The organism is Saccharopolyspora sp. 6M, from assembly GCF_020176775.1.
Taxonomy (GTDB): Bacteria; Actinomycetota; Actinomycetes; order Mycobacteriales; family Pseudonocardiaceae; genus Saccharopolyspora_C; species Saccharopolyspora_C gregorii.
The window spans coordinates 1-15784 of the sequence record NZ_JAIUJZ010000150.1 but is presented as its reverse complement, the minus strand read 5'-3'; the positions used below and the strand labels follow the sequence as shown (position 1 = coordinate 15784).

At 72.6% G+C, this 15784-nt stretch carries 17 protein-coding genes; 4 read left to right on the top strand and 13 right to left on the bottom strand.

Annotated features, from left to right (window positions below; all coding sequences use genetic code 11):
- Nucleotides 1-135: 135 nt before the first annotated feature.
- From tatC to LCD31_RS19765, 5 genes are all read right to left on the bottom strand, one after another.
- Entirely contained in the window at nt 136-1011 is an 876-nt protein-coding gene (gene tatC, locus LCD31_RS19785; protein ID WP_224960121.1) for a twin-arginine translocase subunit TatC, read from the bottom strand.
- A 102-nt stretch (nt 1012-1113) separates the two neighbouring features.
- Nucleotides 1114-1386, bottom strand: coding sequence for a Sec-independent protein translocase subunit TatA (gene tatA / locus LCD31_RS19780; RefSeq protein WP_224960120.1), 273 nt, complete (start codon nt 1384-1386; stop codon nt 1114-1116).
- Between the two features lie 70 nt (nt 1387-1456).
- Nucleotides 1457-1663: a bacteriophage holin gene (locus LCD31_RS19775; protein WP_224960118.1), complete on the bottom strand. Its 207-nt coding sequence runs from the start codon at nt 1661-1663 to the stop codon at nt 1457-1459.
- Nucleotides 1664-1940: 277 nt separating this feature from the next.
- A complete protein-coding gene (locus LCD31_RS19770; RefSeq protein WP_224960117.1) occupies nt 1941-2915 on the bottom strand; it encodes a YafY family protein in 975 nt (324 codons plus the stop codon).
- A complete protein-coding gene (locus LCD31_RS19765; protein WP_224960116.1) occupies nt 2912-3919 on the bottom strand; it encodes a YafY family protein in 1008 nt (335 codons plus the stop codon). The genes LCD31_RS19770 and LCD31_RS19765 overlap by 4 nt, the downstream gene beginning before the upstream one ends.
- Nucleotides 3920-4119: 200 nt before the next feature.
- Between LCD31_RS19765 and LCD31_RS19760 the strand changes: the two genes are divergently transcribed.
- A complete protein-coding gene (locus LCD31_RS19760) occupies nt 4120-4863 on the top strand; it encodes an SDR family oxidoreductase (RefSeq protein ID WP_224960115.1) in 744 nt (247 codons plus the stop codon).
- Between the two features lie 126 nt (nt 4864-4989).
- On the opposite strand, the gene LCD31_RS19755 is transcribed toward LCD31_RS19760, so the two are convergent.
- Nucleotides 4990-5388, bottom strand: a complete 399-nt coding sequence (locus LCD31_RS19755; protein ID WP_224960114.1) for a VOC family protein — start codon at nt 5386-5388, stop codon at nt 4990-4992.
- A gap of 116 nt (nt 5389-5504) precedes the next feature.
- Nucleotides 5505-6863, bottom strand: coding sequence for a Pup--protein ligase (gene pafA / locus LCD31_RS19750; RefSeq protein WP_224960113.1), 1359 nt, complete (start codon nt 6861-6863; stop codon nt 5505-5507).
- Nucleotides 6864-6930: 67 nt separating this feature from the next.
- On the opposite strand from pafA, the gene LCD31_RS19745 reads away from it, so the two are divergent.
- Nucleotides 6931-8415 (top strand): bifunctional phosphatase PAP2/diacylglycerol kinase family protein, encoded by a 1485-nt coding sequence (locus LCD31_RS19745; protein ID WP_224960112.1) that lies wholly within the window; start codon nt 6931-6933, stop codon nt 8413-8415.
- 174 nt (nt 8416-8589) lie between these two features.
- Here the strand turns inward: LCD31_RS19745 and LCD31_RS19740 are convergent, their stop codons facing one another.
- A complete protein-coding gene (locus tag LCD31_RS19740; RefSeq protein ID WP_224960124.1) occupies nt 8590-9162 on the bottom strand; it encodes a TetR/AcrR family transcriptional regulator in 573 nt (190 codons plus the stop codon).
- A gap of 73 nt (nt 9163-9235) precedes the next feature.
- Between LCD31_RS19740 and LCD31_RS19735 the strand changes: the two genes are divergently transcribed.
- Nucleotides 9236-10276: a zinc-binding dehydrogenase gene (locus LCD31_RS19735; protein ID WP_224960111.1), complete on the top strand. Its 1041-nt coding sequence runs from the start codon at nt 9236-9238 to the stop codon at nt 10274-10276.
- 1 nt (nt 10277) lies between these two features.
- On the opposite strand, the gene prcA is transcribed toward LCD31_RS19735, so the two are convergent.
- From prcA to dop, 4 genes are all read right to left on the bottom strand, one after another.
- Nucleotides 10278-11042 (bottom strand): proteasome subunit alpha, encoded by a 765-nt coding sequence (gene prcA, locus LCD31_RS19730; protein WP_224960109.1) that lies wholly within the window; start codon nt 11040-11042, stop codon nt 10278-10280.
- A 74-nt stretch (nt 11043-11116) separates the two neighbouring features.
- A complete protein-coding gene (gene prcB / locus LCD31_RS19725; RefSeq protein WP_224960123.1) occupies nt 11117-11965 on the bottom strand; it encodes a proteasome subunit beta in 849 nt (282 codons plus the stop codon).
- 173 nt (nt 11966-12138) lie between these two features.
- Entirely contained in the window at nt 12139-12330 is a 192-nt protein-coding gene (locus tag LCD31_RS19720; RefSeq protein WP_184478281.1) for a ubiquitin-like protein Pup, read from the bottom strand.
- A 166-nt stretch (nt 12331-12496) separates the two neighbouring features.
- Entirely contained in the window at nt 12497-13996 is a 1500-nt protein-coding gene (dop, locus tag LCD31_RS19715; RefSeq protein ID WP_224960107.1) for a depupylase/deamidase Dop, read from the bottom strand.
- Nucleotides 13997-14120: 124 nt separating this feature from the next.
- Here dop and LCD31_RS19710 point away from each other — a divergent pair, with 124 nt between their 5' ends.
- Complete coding sequence (locus tag LCD31_RS19710) at nt 14121-14639, top strand: NUDIX hydrolase (protein WP_224960105.1); 519 nt, start codon at nt 14121-14123, stop codon at nt 14637-14639.
- 11 nt (nt 14640-14650) lie between these two features.
- Here LCD31_RS19710 and LCD31_RS19705 read toward each other — a convergent pair whose 3' ends face one another.
- Complete coding sequence (locus LCD31_RS19705; RefSeq protein WP_224960104.1) at nt 14651-15595, bottom strand: aldo/keto reductase; 945 nt, start codon at nt 15593-15595, stop codon at nt 14651-14653.
- Nucleotides 15596-15784: the final 189 nt, after the last annotated feature.

Sequence of the window (15784 nt, the reverse complement as noted above, 5' to 3'; positions counted from 1 at the left end):
CCCGGGGGCATCCCCGGCCGGGGGGCGGGGTGGTTTTTCTCCCGCCGCAACCCCCCCCCCCCCCCCCCCCCCGGGGCCCCCCCCCCGGGGGGGGGGCCGCCGCCGATGAAGATCACCGAAGGGTCGTGCGCGGCGCTACGTGGCGTCGTCGTTGCCGCCGGCCGGCGCCTGCGACGGCGTGGTGTCCAGCTTCGACGGGCGGTGGTCGATCTTCGACGCCTCGTCCAGGCCGACACCGTCCATGCCCTGCCCGGCGAGCTTCCGCGCCTTCGACCGGTCCTGCGCCCGGCAGATCACCAGCGCGATCACGAACAGCACCACCAGGCACGCGGCCAGCGCCAGCATCGAGAACGGGTCCTGGCCCGGGGTGGCGACGGCCGCCAGCACGAACAGGCCGAACACGATGCCCCGCCACCAGCTCTTCAGCTTCGCGTAGCTGACCACACCGGCCCGGTTCAGCATCACCAGCACCAGCGGCATCTCGAAGCTGATCCCGAACATCAGCAGCATCAGCAGCACGAAGTTGATGTACTCGCCACCGGTCAGCGCGGTGAAGAACGCGCCCCCGCCGAAGCCGGTCATGAATGCCAGGCCCTCGGGCACCACGAAGTAGGCCAGCACGCCGCCCGCGACGAACAGCAGGCTGGCGATGCTCACGAACGTGCGGGCGAACTTGCGCTCGTTCGCGTGCAGGCCCGGCGTGATGAACGCCCACAGCTGGTACAGCCACAGCGGGCTGAACAGCAGCGAACCCACCGCGATGCCCACCTTCAGCTGCAGCATGAAGACTTCGAACGCCTTCGTCTGCAGCAGCTGGCACTCGCCGTTCGGGCTGAAGCGCACGCTGGCCGGCAGCTGGCAGTACGGGTGGATCAGGATGTCGCTGAGCTTCGGCAGTCCGAAGATCTCGTGCGAGAACCAGATGAAGCCGAGGATCGCGCCGACCAGAATGCCGAAGGCCGCCCAACCGAGCCGATACCTCAGTTCGTAGAGGTGATCGATGAGGGTCATGGTGCCGTCGGGGTTGTGCCGGCGACCCCAACGGCGGCGGTCACTGCGCCACGGGTTCAAACGGCGCAACGGGTTTGAACTCACCGTGCGTTCCGTCTCCGATCAGTTCTTGTTCTGGTTGCGCTGCGGCTCTTCCGCGTTGGTCGCGGTCACCGGCGCGCTCGGCTCACCGGCGGTGAGCTGCTGCGGCTCGGAGGCGGTTTCCTTCTCCCGCTTGGCAGCGGCTTCGTCTTCCTTCAAGCCGCGCGCCTCGGCCTTGAACACGCGCGCGGACTGGCCGAGCGAACGCGCCATCTGCGGCAGCTTGGTGGCACCGAACAGCAACACCAGCACAGCGACGATGAGTACGAGTTCCCACCCACCTGGCAAACCCATCAGTGCACACCTTTCTCGGGGCTTCCTGCGACCGCAATGGTACGCGGGCGGATGACGCTCTCATAGGCCGTCACGTGGCACCTTTACGCCGCTCTGCGAGCGCCACCTGGAGTCCCGCGACTCGTGCTTTCAGCAGACCCGAGCGGTTCGACACGTCCGCGGTGACCTCGCGTTGCACCGCGCGCACCCTGCGCAGCAGCACGAAGAACCTGATCAGCAGGGCGAGCAGGAGCAGCACTCCCACCACGAACAGCACAAGACTCCACACGTACGGCACCGGATCACCGTAGCGCGCTCGGCGGCCGCCGCCGCAGCGGCGTGGCCGGGCCCCCGGCGGGCGCCGACGACTTCCGGAACCGCCACCCCGACGGACCCGGCACCCACCCGGGAACGCCCCGGGCGCCGCCGGACGACGAGCCGGAGCTCACCCCGACACCGAGCCGTCCGAGTCCCGCGACGAGCGGCTGTCGCCCCACCGGCGCGCCGGGCGCCGTCGAGGGCGAGCAGGTGTTCGTCGTCGGCAGCGGGACCGCGCACCGCCCGGCCCGCTCCGGTCAGGTCGCGGGCAGGTGCCGCGCCCGCGCCAGCGCCGCTTCCGCCCGCCCGCGCACGTCCTCGGCCAGCTCGCTCGGCTCCACCACGCGGCCCTGGCCGCCCAGCCCGAGCACGAGCCGCACCATCCACGAGCGGTCCGAGTACCGCATCCGCACCCGGATCCGCCCCTCCGGCAGCTCCGTGAGCTCGTCCACCGGGTAGTACTCGCTGACCCAGCGGGCGTCCCGGTCCAGCTCCAGCAGCGCGCTCGGCTGGTCCGGCATCGGCCGGAACAGCCCGGCGGAGAAGTCGGTGGGTTCGGCGTCCCGCGGCGGCCGGGCCGGTTCGTCGAGCACGTCGGCCGCGTCGATGCGGTCCAGCCGGAAGGGGCGCCCCCCCACGGCCGAGCGGCACCACGCCTCCAGGTAGCTGCGGCCGTCGACGATCACCAGCCGCATCGGGTCCACGGTGCGTTCGCTGATCTCGTCCCGGGACGCCGTGTAGTACCGCATCCACAGCGCGCGGTGCTCGGTCGCGGCGTGCTGCACGGCTTCCTGCACACCTGGCGCGATGGGGCCCTCCCGCCCGGTGAGCCCGACCACGACCCCGGTCGGACCTGCCTGGCCGACGGCCTCCTCCACCTTCGACAACGCACGCTGCACCGCCTCGGTGTCGGCGATGCCGGGCGTGTCGGCGAGTGCGCGCAGCGCCACCAGCAGCGAGGTCGCCTCCGAGGCCGTCATCCGCAGCGGGCGGCGCATCCCCGCGTCGTAGGTGACGGTGATGGTCTCGCTCTCGAAGGAGAGGTCGATCAGGTCGCCCGGCCCGTAGCCGGGGAGGCCGCACATCCACAGCAGTTCCAGGTCCCGCCGCAGCTGCTGCTCCCCGACGCCGAAGTCCGCCGCCGCGTCGGCCACCGGGATGCCCGGCCTGCTCAGCAGGTACGGCACCAGTGCCAGCAGCCGTGGCAACCGCTGCGTCGCCCCGGCCGTCATCCCCGCACCTCCCCCGCCTCGTCGCCGCGGGCTCCGGCGGCTGCCGCGGCCCCCAAGTGCGCTTCGTGCACCGATTTCCGCAGCACGTCCGGCTCCAGCAGCAGCACGTCCGGCCCGTGCCCCGCGATCCAGGATGCCGCCGAGTCCGGGTACGACAGCTCCAGCTCCAGCACGTCCCCCTCGATCCCGTCCAGCCGCATCGAGTCCACCACCGACGCCCGGCGGCGCAGGCCCTGGGCCCGCCCCGGCACGACCCACAACCGCACCGGCGTGCTCGGCGGCGCTTCGCGCTGCTCCCCGGCGACCATCGTCAGCAGGTCCACGTCCGGCGGCCTGGTGACCGCACCCGCCCGGCCCTGCGCCTTCGGTTCACCCTGCACGCGGGACAGCCGGAAGCAGCGCGGCGCCCGCCGATCCCGGTCGTGCCCGACCAGATACCAGCGCCCTCGCCAGGCCACCACTCCCCACGGCTCGACGGTGCGCTGCTGCGCCCGGACCTCGTTCGGCCTCCGGTAGTCGAAGGTGACCACCCGGCCGGCCTGCACGGCGGCCAGCAGCGCGGGGAACGCGGGCTCGCTGGTGCGCACCTTCGGTTCGATGGTGCCCGCGGCCCGGTCGTCGACGTCCACCCCGGCGGCTCGCAGCTTCAGCAGCGCGCCCCGCGCCGCACCGGTGAGCTCCGGGGAGTCCCAGAGCCGCAGCGCCAGCGCCACCGCCGCCGCCTCGTCCGGTTCCAACCCGATGTCGCCGAGTTCGTAGTCCCGCCGGGCGATCCGGTAGCCGTCGGCGGCGTCGAACGCCGAGTTCCGGCCGGTCTCCAACGGCACGCCCAGGTCCCGCAACTCGGACTTGTCGCGCTCGAAGGTCCGGAAGAACGCCTCGTCATTGGGCGCGTCGGTGTAACCCGGAACAATCCCCCTGATTCGCTCCGCCGTCAGGTACTGGCGCGTCGAGAGCAGGCACAGCACCAGGTTCACCAAGCGTTCAGCACGCGCAGTGGCCACTTTGAAACTCTAGCTCCATCGCAGTTGATCAGGACTTTCGGGCACGTCCGGCACGGGTGGTCCGCGTCCTCGGCCGCGGTGGACGTGCCGTTTCGCCCGCGGTGCGCGGCCGGCCTTCGGCTCATTGATTTCACTCGACACTGAAGGTGTCGTGGCCGTGAAGTCGTTCATCACTCCTCCTCCGCTCCTAGACTGCGGTCATGCCAGCGCCCGCCGACGCCCCCGGTCCGGTCCTGCTCATCACCGGCGCCTCCCGCGGGATCGGCGCCGCCACCGCGCGAGCCGCGGCCCGTGCCGGCCACCGGCTCGCCCTGCTCTCCCGATCAGCGGGCGCGCTGGCCGAGCTGGTCCGCGAACTGGACACATCCGCGACCCCGGCCGGGGAGTCCCGCACGCTCGCCGTGCCCTGCGACGTCACCGACTGGGACGACCTCAGCACCGCCGTGGCGCGGGTCGAGCAGCACTTCGGCAGGCTCGACGCCGCGTTCGCCAACGCGGGCCGCAGCGTCGCGACCTCCTTCCTCGGCACCGACGGTGCGGACCCCGCGGACTGGCGGGACATGGTGCTCACCAACGTGCACGGCGCCGCCCTCACCGCACGGGCCACGCTCCCCGCGCTGGTGCGCACCCGCGGCCACCTGCTGCTGACCGGATCCGCGGCGGGGCGCGGCATCCGGCCGGGAAACCTCTACTCCGCCACGAAGTGGGCGGTGACCGGCATGGCGCAGAACATCCGCGCGGAGTGCGTCGGCACCGGTGTCCGCGTCACCCTGCTGCAGCCGGGCCTGGTCGAGACCGGAATGAACACCCCCGAGCAGGCCGACCGGCCGAAGCTGCGCGCGGCCGACGTCGCCGAAGCGGCGCTCTACGCGCTAGCCCAGCCCGCCACCGTCGACGTCAACGAACTGCTCATCCGCCCCACCGGCCAGCACCCGCTGCGCTGAGCCCGCCGCCGCACCCGAGGCCGCCGGTACGCGAGGCCACCGCCACGACGGCGAGCCGCTCCCGCACCACGACGCTGCGGCCCGGGGCCCGGGGCCCGGGGGCACGGGACCCGGCGGCGGAGGGCACTAGTCCCGCGCGCTGATCCCGTACAGGTTCCCCTCCGGATCCGCGAACTGCGCCCACCTCGTGGTCCCGCCGGGGTCCCACGGCGCGGCCTGCGGCTCGACCGGAAACGACACGCCCTTCGCGCTGAGTTCGGCGAAGGTCGCGTCGAGGTCGTCCGAGTCGAACCACACCGTGCTCATCGGCCCGCGCTGCTCCCGGATGCGGGCGGCGAGCTCCGGATCTCCGGCGGCGAGCACCAGGTACGTCCGCGCACCCGGTGGTCGCACCTCGATCCACCGGTCGCCATCGCCGTACGGCGCATCGGTGAGCACCTCGAACCCGAGGGTTCCGGCGAAGAACTCCACCGCGCGCCCCTGGTCGACGACGTGGAGCACGGCGAACTTCGGCTGAGTGATCATGGTGCGGTCCTTCCCACGAGCGGCACTGCGAGATCAAGCCTATCCGAACCCGTGTTCGAACGGGCGATCTCGGGTGGCGCTTCACCGCATCGTGTGGGCCCCGCAGCGACGACCCGCTACAACGACCCGATCAGCCGCTCCACCCGCTCGTCCACCGCGCGGAACGGGTCCTTGCACAGCACGGTGCGCTGCGCCTGGTCGTTCAGCTTCAGGTGCACCCAGTCGACGGTGAAGTCGCGCCCGGCCGCCTGCGCGGCGGCGATGAAGTCCCCGCGCAGCTTCGCCCGGGTGCTCTGCGGCGGCGTGTCCTTCGCGGCCTCGATCTCCCCGTCCTCGGTGGCGCGGTCGACCAGGTCCTTGCGCTGGAGCATGTCGAACAGCCCCCGGCCGCGCCGGATGTCGTGGTAGGCGAGGTCGAGCTGCGCGATGCGGGGGCTGGACAGCTCCAGCCCGTGCTTGCTGCGGTAGCGCTCCAGCAGCCGCAGCTTGATCGCCCAGTCCACCTCGCGGTCGATCGACGAGTAGTCCTGCGACTCCACCGCGTCCAGCGCCCGGCCCCACAGGTCCAGGATCCGCTCGGACATCGGGTCGGAGCCGCGGCGGGCCACGTGGTCCACCGCCCGGCTGTGGTACTCGCGCTGGATGTCCAGCGCCGAGGCCTCCCGCCCGCCGGCCAGCCGGACCGTCCGCCTGCCGGTGAGGTCGTGGCTGATCTCGCGGATCGCGCGGATCGGGTTGTCCAGGCTGAAGTCGCGGAACTGCACGCCGCTCTCGATCATCTCCAGCACCAGGTGCGCGGTGCCCACCTTGAGCAGCGTCGTCACCTCGGACATGTTCGAGTCGCCGACGATCACGTGCAGCCTGCGGTAGCGCTCGGCGTCCGCGTGCGGCTCGTCCCGGGTGTTGATGATCGGCCGCGACCGGGTGGTGGCGCTGGAGACGCCCTCCCAGATGTGCTCGGCGCGCTGCGACAGGCAGTACACCGCGCCGCGCGGGGTCTGCAGCACCTTGCCCGCCCCGCAGATCAGCTGCCTGGTCACCAGGAACGGCAGCAGCACGTCCGCGATCCGGGAGAACTCGCCGGACCGCCCGACCAGGTAGTTCTCGTGGCAGCCGTAGGAGTTGCCCGCCGAGTCGGTGTTGTTCTTGAACAGGAAGATGTCCCCGCCGATGCCCTCGTCGGCCAGGCGGCGTTCGGCGTCGACGAGCAGGTCCTCCAGGATCCGCTCCCCCGCCTTGTCGTGGGTGACCAGCTGGGTCAGGTCGTCGCACTCGGCGGTGGCGTACTCCGGGTGCGAGCCGACGTCGAGGTAGAGGCGGGCGCCGTTGCGCAGGAACACGTTCGAGGAACGTCCCCACGACACGACCCGCCGGAACAGGTACCTGGCGACCTCGTCCGGGGAGAGCCGACGCTGCCCGTGGAAGGTGCAGGTGACCCCGAACTCGGTTTCGATGCCGAAGATCCGCCGCTGCATGCCTCCACAGTAGGCGCTGCGGCGGCCATCGGCGGTCCGCCGTTCGGGCATCGGTAGCGTGCGGGACGTGCAGACGTGGCTTCCCAAGATCACCCGCAAGGTGGACGCGGTGGACCGCGACCTGGCCCGGCGCAGCGCCGCCCTCCCCCGCACCGCCGCCGACACCGCCGTGAAGGCCCTGAGCACCGCCGCGAACCACAGCGCGCTGTGGCTCTCGGTCGCCGCCGGGCTGGCGGTCCGCAAGGGAGCGCCGCGGCGTGCCGCGCTGCGCGGGGTCGCGGCGATCGCGGCGGCCAGCGCTGCGACGAACCTGCTGGGCAAGCCGCTGTTCCCGCGGCGGCGCCCGGCCGCGCGGCTGGTCCCGCGGCACCGCAGGCTCAGCGATCCGCCGCGCTCCTCCTCCTTCCCGTCCGGGCACGCCGCCTCCGCGGCCGCGTTCGCCACCGCGGTGGGGATGGAGTCGCCCGCGCTCGGGCTGGCGGTGGCCCCGGTCGCCGCCGCCGTCGGCTACTCGCGGGTGCACACCGGGGTGCACTGGCCCAGCGACGTGGTGTGCGGCGCCGCGATCGGCGCGGGCCTGGCGTGGGCGACGCGGCGCTGGTGGCCGTTGCGCCCGGATGAGGCGGCCGCGGTGCGCCACCCGGCCGACGTGCCGGCGCTGCGCGACGGGGAAGGCGTGCTGGTGCTGGTCAACCCGGGTTCCGGGGACGGCACCTTCGATCCGGAGCACTGGGTGAGCACCCGCTGGCCCGCGGCGAAGGTGGTGCTCGCGGAGCCGGGCCGCGACGTGGTCGCGGACCTCGCCGACCGGCTGGACCAGGAGGGCGCCACGATCCGCGCGTTGGGCGTGGCGGGTGGCGACGGCACCGTGGCCGCGGTCGCGGCGCTCGCCACCACCAGGGGGATCCCGCTCGCGGTGCTCTCGGCGGGCACGTTGAACCACTTCGCCAGGGACGCCGGGGTCTCCGACTCCGATTCGGTGGCCGACGCGGTGGAGCAGGGCACGGCGGTACGCGTCGACCTGGGCGGGGTGACCGTGGACGACCGGCCGACGCGCTGGTTCCTCAACACCGCCAGCATCGGCGGCTACCCGGACCTGGTCCGGTTCCGGGAGCAGTGGACCGGGCGCTGGGGCAAGTGGCCCGCGGGAGCGGCGGCGCTCGCGCGGGTGCTGTACGAGTCGAGCCCGTTGGACGTGGAGCTCAACGGGGTGCGGCGGCAGGTCTGGATCCTGTTCGCGGGCAACGGTTCGTACGCGCCGCGCGGGTTCGCGCCCTCATGGCGGCCGCGGCTGGACGGCGGCAGGCTCGACGTCCGCTACGTGCGCGCCGACGTCCCCTGGTCCCGGTTGCGGTTCGTGCTGGCGGCGATGACCGGCGCGCTGCACCGCAGCCGCACCTACGTGGAGCGGGAGCACCGCTTCCTGGACGTCCGGGTGCACGGTCCCGCGGTGGCGGTGGCCACCGACGGCGAGATCGGGGCGCCGGGCAACCGGTTCGCGTTCGCCGCGCACGGCCAGATGCTGAGCGTGTACCGGCGCGAGCTCGGCTAAGCGCGGGCGCGACCTCGACCGGGCACCGGCTCGACCGGAGCACGAACTGGACCGGGCAACCGCTCGACCAGAGCACTCGACCGACCAGGCACCGGCCGACCACGGCACCGAATCGACCTCCGCACCGGCCAGGCGCAAGCTCGACGGCACCGAGCTCGACCCGGGCGGACCCGCCTAGGACCGGGCCGCGACGAGCGCTCGGGCCGCTCGTCCGGCGTCGGCGGCGGCGTCGCCGGGCACGACCGATCCCACGACCAGCGCGCCTTCGTGCAGGTACAGCAGTTCCCTCGCGAGCCGGCCGGAGTCCACGATTCCCGCCTCCTCGGTCAGCCGCTCGAACAGCTCCAGCAGCCAGCGCTTCTCGTCCGCGGCGATCCGCCGCGCCGGGTGCGCGCCATCGGGCAGTTCGGCGAGCGCGTTGATGAAGGCGCAGCCCCGCGAGTGCCGCGCGGTCCACTCGGCGAGCGCGTCGAACGGCGCAGTCACCCGGTCCAGCGCGGACAGCCCGGGGCGGTCGAGGGAGGCGGTGACCTCGGCGCGCCACCGCTGGTCGCGTTCGGCGAGGTAGGTGGCGACCAGGACGTCCTTGGAGCCGAACCGGTCGTAGAGCGTCCGCTTGGTCACCCCGGAGCGGGCGGCGATCAGGTCCACGCCGACGGCGGTGATGCCGAGTTCGTAGAACAGCGTCGCCGCCGCATCGAGGATGCGTCGTGCGCCGGGGGTGAGGATCTGCGGGTCCAACGGCATTGTGTTCACCGATCGGTGCACCTTACGCTCGCGTCGACTTCACCGACCAGTGTACCCGCGTGCGGAGGCCCCGATGACCGTTCCCAGCACCATGACCGCAGCCCGCCTGACCGGCCACGGCGGCCCCGAGGCCCTGGAACTCGCCGACGTCCCGGTCCCCGTGCCCGCCGAAGGTGAAGTCCTGGTCCAGGTCGGCGCCGTCGCGCTGAACAACACCGACCTGTGGACCCGCGAAGGCGCCTACGGCCGCCCCGGAGACCCCACCGCTCGCGCGGGCTGGCGCGGCCCCGTCGACTTCCCCCGGATCCAGGGCGCGGACGTCGCGGGCACCGTCGTCGACGTCGGCGCGGCCGTCGACCCGGGCCTCCGCGGCACCCCCGTGCTGCTCGACCCCGCGATCTACGACGGGGACGGCGAGCACGCGAACCCGGTCGGGCTGCTCGGCAGCGAACGCGACGGCGGCTACGCGCGGTACGTCACCGCGCGCGCCGACCGGGCGCACGACATGAGCGGATCACCGCTGGACGACGCGGAACTCGCCTGCTTCCCCACCGCCTACGGCACCGCGCTGGGCATGCTGGAACGGGGCGACGTGCGCGACGGGCACACCGTCGTCGTCACCGGCGCATCCGGCGGGGTCGGGCTGGCGCTGGTGCAACTGGCCGCGGCACGCGGCGCGGAAGTGCTCGCGATCAGCAGCGCCGGAAAGCTCGACGCGGTGCGCGCGGCCGGCGCCACCGAAGTCCTGGACCGCGCCGAGCAGCCCTGGGACGGCGTCGCGGTGGGCCGGGTCGACGTGGTCCTCGACGTCGCCGCGGGTGAGAACATCCCGCGCGGCCTGCCCGCGGTGCGCGACGGCGGACGGTGGGTGGTGGCCGGGGCGCTCGCTGGTCCGCTGGTCGAACTCGACGTGCGGCGGCTGTACCTGCACAACATCGCGCTCGTCGGATCGAGCATGCACACCCCGGCGCACTTCCGGCAGCTCGCCGAGATCGCCCGCAGCGGCCGGGTCCGCCCGGTCGTCGCCGCCACGTACGGGCTCGCCGACGTGCACCGGGCGCAGGCGGAACTCGCCTCGCGGCGCCACGTCGGCAAGCTCGTGCTGGTCGGCTGACCTACTCGCCGTTCGCGGAGCCGTTCCCGCCGTCCGAGGAGTCCGCGGACTCTTCGGAGCTCTCGGACTCGGCGGCGGGCTTCGGCAGCAGCGCCTCCAGCGCCGCGCCCGCGATGCGCCGGAACGTGCGGTGCGGCCGGGACCGCTCCAGCACGGCGACCTCCAGCTGCTTGGCGCCGAGCTCCCGGGTGCTCTCCCCGCTCGCGGCGAGCGCCTTCACCGACAGCTCCACCGCCGGACCCAGCTCCATGCCGTCCTCGAACGAGTCCTTCATCGTCGAGTTGATCGTGTCGGCCTGCCCGCCCATCACCACGAACTGCGGTTCGTCCACGATCGAACCGTCGTAGGTGAGCCGGTAGAGCTGGTCGGTCTCGGCGGTCTGCCCGACCTCGGCGACGCAGATCTCCACCTCGAACGGCTTGATCTGCTCGGTGAAGATGGCGCCCAGGTGCTGGGCGTAGGTGTTGGCCAGCGACCGGCCGGTGACATCCCGCCGGTCGTAGGAGTACCCGCGGAAGTCCGCGATGCGCACCCCCGCCACCCGCAGGCTCTCGAACTCGCTGTAGCGGCCGACGGCGGCGAACCCGAGCCGGTCGTAGATCTCGGAGACCTTGTGCAACGTGGTGGAGGGGTTCTCCGCCACGAACAGCACGCCTCCCGCGTACTTGAGCACCACCACGCTGCGACCCCGGGCGATGCCCTTGCGGGCCAGCTCGGAGCGCTCCCGCATCAGCTGTTCGGGGGAGGTGTAGAACGGCATCGTCACGGCTGTGCACTCCTGGATCGAATCGTTCGGCAGCCCCGCCAGGCGGGGAACGGCATCGTCGGGGGAATGCGGCGTCAGCCGCCGGGGTTCTCGCGCCTGCCCTGGACGACTTCTTCGGCGATGGCGGCGGCCTGCTGGTCGTCCAGCCGGACCGCGCCCTCCTCGGCCGTGATCGTCACGACGGTCGGGTAGATCCGCCGGGACACGTCCGGGCCGCCGGTGGCGGTGTCGTCGTCGGCCGCGTCGTAGAGCGATTCGACCGCGTTGCGCACCGCGGAATCCACGTCGGCGTCCGGGTCGTGCCGCTTCTTCAGCGCCGACTTCGCGAACACCGAACCGGACCCGACGGCGTGGTAGCCGCCGGACTCGGCGTAGCGGCCGCCGGTGATGTCGTAGGAGATGATCCGGCCCGCCCGGTCCGGGTCCTCGGCCGCGGTGTCGAACCCGGCGAACAGCGGCAGCACCGCCAGCCCGGCCATCGCGCCCTGCAGGTTGCCGCGCAGCATCGTGGCGAGCTTGTTCGCCTTGCCGTCCAGGGACAGCGGCACGCCTTCGAGCTTCTCGTAGTGCTCCAGCTCGATCGCGTACAGCCGCACCATCTCCAGCGCGATGCCCGCGGTGCCCGCGATGCCCACCGCCGAGTAGGAGTCGGTGACGTAGAGCTTGTCCATGTCCCGCTGGGCGATGAGGTTGCCCATGGTGGCGCGGCGGTCGCCGGCCAGCAGCACCCCGCCGCGGAAGGTCAGCGCGACGATGGTGGTGCCGTGCGGCGCCTCGACGACGCCCTGCGGGACGTCCCGGTTGCCCGGCAGCAGCTCCGGCGCGGTGACCTGGAGGAAGTCGGTGAACGATGAGGATCCGGAGGTGAGGTAGGCAGCGGGCAGGGCCTGACCCGGAAAGTTCCGAGCCGCGCTGGATTCCATCGGCGACATCGTCTCCTGCTTCGAAGGACTGCCCCGCCGCCGAGACGGCGAGGCCGGTTGATCTGGGCCGTACCGCAACTCTAATCAAGATCGCCCGCGTCGGCGAAGATCGCGTCCGCCCGCGTGGCGCAGGGCCGCCGGGCGAGGTCCCGGCGGCCGCGCGGTGTCGGTGCCTACTGGCCGCCCTTCTGCACGTAGGCGCGGACGAAGTCCTCGGCGTTCTCCTCGAGGACGTCGTCGATCTCGTCCAGGATGGCGTCGACGTCTTCGCCGAGCTTCTCGCGACGTTCCTGGCCGGCGGCTTCCGGACCCGATTCCTCGTCCCCGTCGCCGCCGTCGGGCCGCTGGACCTTTTCCTGGGACATCTCGCCCTCCCGGTGGTTGTCCGTTGGATGCCGGGCTGGTCGAACGGTCGTCGAACAAAGGGCATCCTGAGAGGAACAGTACCTAGCGGAACCCCTGTTCGCCCACATCCGAGCGGGCATTCTTGCGATCTTTCGCGCCCGGCGGAGACGGCGTTCCGGATCGTGGTCAGCCCCGGGTGAGCGAGTCCACCAGCTCCTCGGCGCTGGAGGCGGCGTCGAGCAGTTCGCCCACGTGGGCGCGGGTGCCGCGCAGCGGTTCCAGGGTGGGGATGCGCACCAGCGATTCCCGGCCCAGGTCGAAGATGACCGAGTCCCAGGAGGCGGCGGCGACCGCGGCCGGGTAGCGCTCCAGGCAGCGGCCCCGGAAGTAGGCGCGGGTGTCCTCCGGCGGGCTGGTGACGGCGGCGCGCACCTCGTCCTCGGTGACGAGCCTGCGCATGGAGCCGCGGGCCACCAGCCGGTTGTACAGGCCCTTGTCCAGCCGCACGTCGGAGTACTGCAGGTCGATCATGTGCAGCTTCGGCGAGGCCCAGCCGAGGTTGCCGCGCTCCCGGTAGTGCTCCAGCAGCCGCAGCTTCGCGGGCCAGTCGAGCCGGTCCGCGCAGTCCATCGGGTCCCCGCCGAGCAGGTCCAGCACCTCGCCCCAGGTCGCCAGCACGTCCTGGGCGGCCTGGTCGCCGCCGTGCTCGGCGACGTGCCGCGCCGCCCGGTCGTGGTACTCGCGCTGCAGGTCGAGGCCGGTGAACCGGCGCCCGTCGGCGAGCTCCACGATCTGGCGCAGCGTCGGGTCGTGGCTGATCAGGTGCACCGCCTGCACCGAGTCGGCCAGCTTGAGGTCGTCGAAGCGCTCCCCGGCCTCGATCATGTCCAGCACCAGCGCGGTCGTGCCGACCTTCAGGTACGTGGAGGTCTCGGCGAGGTTCGCGTCGCCGATGATGACGTGCAGCCTGCGGTACTTGTCGGCGTCGGCGTGCGGCTCGTCGCGGGTGTTGATGATGCCGCGCTTGAGCGTGGTCTCCAGGCCGACCTCGACCTCGATGTAGTCCGAGCGCTGGGAGAGCTGGAAGCCCGGCTTCTCCCCCGCCTGCCCGAGGCCGACCCGCCCGGAACCGCACATCACCTGGCGGGACGCGAAGAACGGGGTGAGCCCGGCGATCACCGAGGTGAACGGGGTGTCCCTGGCCATCAGGTAGTTCTCGTGGGTGCCGTAGCTGGCGCCCTTGCCGTCGACGTTGTTCTTGTACAGCTGCATCTGGGCGGTGCCGGGCACGCTGGCCGCCTTGATCGCGGCCTCCTCCATCACCCGTTCGCCCGCCTTGTCCCAGACGACGGCGTCGCGCGGGTTGGTGACCTCGGGCGCCGAGTACTCGGGGTGGGCGTGGTCGACGTAGAGCCGGGCGCCGTTGGTGAGGATGACGTTGGCCGCGCCGAGGTCGTCGCTGTCGTTGCCGTTGTTCTGCGGCGCCGCCGCGCCCAGGTCGAAGCCGCGCGCGTCCCGCAGCGGTGATTCCACCTCGTAGTCCCACCGGGCACGGCGGGCCCGCGGGATGTCGGCCGCGGCCGCGTAGGCGAGCACGATGTGCGTGGAGGTCAGCACCGGGTTCGCCGTCGAATCGCCGGGCACGACGATGCCGTACTCCACTTCGGTTCCCATGATCCGCCGCATACCTGGAAGCCTACGGGTTCCGGGCCGGGAAGCAGAGTTTCCGGCGGTCCCGGTTACACCTGGCGGGTGGTCCCGGGAACCGCGTTCCCGGTTTCCCGCCGATGATCTCTGCGAGGATGCGGGCGTGGGAGCTCAGGACGAACAGGTGGCGGTGTACGACGAGTCGGGCCGGGTCGCGGGGTCCGCGCCGCGCTGGCGGATGCGGCGGGACGGGTTGTGGCACGCGGCCACGTCCATCCTGGTGCGCTCGGTCGACGGCGGGTCGGTCTACGTGCACCGGCGCACCGAGCACAAGGACGTCAACCCCGGCGCGCACGACTGCTTCGCGGGCGGGGTCGTCGCCGCGGGCGAGGACCCCGCGGCAGGCGCGGAGCGGGAGCTGGCCGAGGAGCTGGGCGTCCGGGGCGTGCCGCTGCGGTTCCTGTTCCGCTCGGTGTTCGAGCAGGGCTCGGTGCGCCACCACGGCTTCGTCTACGAGGCGCGCTGGGACGGGCCGATGGTGCACCAGCCGGAGGAGGTCGCCGACGGCTGGTGGATGCCGCTGGACGAGCTGCGCGCGCGCCTCGCGGATCCGGGCTGGCCGTTCGCCGCCGACAGCAGGCAGTTCGTCCACGAGTGGTTCGACCGCCAGGACGCCGGCTGACGCTCGCGCGCTCAATGCCAGGGCATCGATGCGCGCTCGCCCCAGTACGTGGCGGGATCCCTGGTCAGCGCGGCGAGCTCGTCCAGGTCGGTCCCGTCGAGCCGCACCTCGGCCGCCGCCAGGTTCGAGTCCAGCTGCGCCACGTCGGCGGGCCCCACGAGCACGACGTCCGCCCACGGCTGGGCGAGCACGTGCGCCAGCGCCACCGCGTCCGGCGTGGCCCCGTGCCGCCGCGCGACCCTGGCCAGCAGTTCCGGCGGATTCACGGCGAGCCTGCCGTTGGCCAGGGACTCCTTCACCAGCACCCGCCAGCCGCCGTGGTGCGCCTCCGCCAGCGCCCGCCCCACCGAGGGCTCCAGCGAGTTCCAGGTGGACTGCACGGCGCTGAACAGCTGGGTGCCGCCGATCTCCAGCTCCCAGGCCCGCTCCACGGCGTCGGCCTGCGCGGCGCCGCTGGTGGAGAACCCGAGCCGCACCCCGGAGTCGCGCAACCTGGCGAGCTCGTGCTGCAGCGCCAGGTCGTCGAACAGCGGGCTCTCCGGGGTGAGCGAATGCACCTGGTAGAGGTCGACCCGGTCGCCGAGCAGCTCGCGGGTCTGCGCCCACTGCTCCCGGAGGCGTTCCACCGAGTGCTCCTTGACCTCGTGCACCTCGGTCTCGATCCGCCACTCCGCGACGTAGGCGTAACCCCACTTGCTGGAGACGGTGACGTCGCCGTGCCCGCGCTCGGCGAGCCAGCCGGCGAGGAACTCCTCCGCGCTGCCGTACGAGCGGGCCGCGTCCACCCACCGGATGCCGCGCGCGAAGGCCGCGTCGAGCACCTGGGCGGTGTGCTCCCGCATCGCCTCGGCGGTCCGGTGCGCGGGCAGCGCGTCGCTGCGACCGACGTTGATGTAGGCGGGGCGGCCGAGCGCGGCCAGACCGAGTCCGAACCGGTCCGCAGACGTGGAGATCATGCGTGAAAACCTAATCGCTGCCCGCGCGGATCGACACTCGGCACCACCCCTCCGGGCGGAAGCACCAGCGGCACAACGAAAAGCGGGGGCCCCGCGGGCCAAGGGGCGGGCCCCCCGGGGGCGTAAGAACGCGGAGGTTGGGGCGAGGGTTTGGCCTTGGGTGCCACCGGCGGCCGGTGCGGTGTTGGG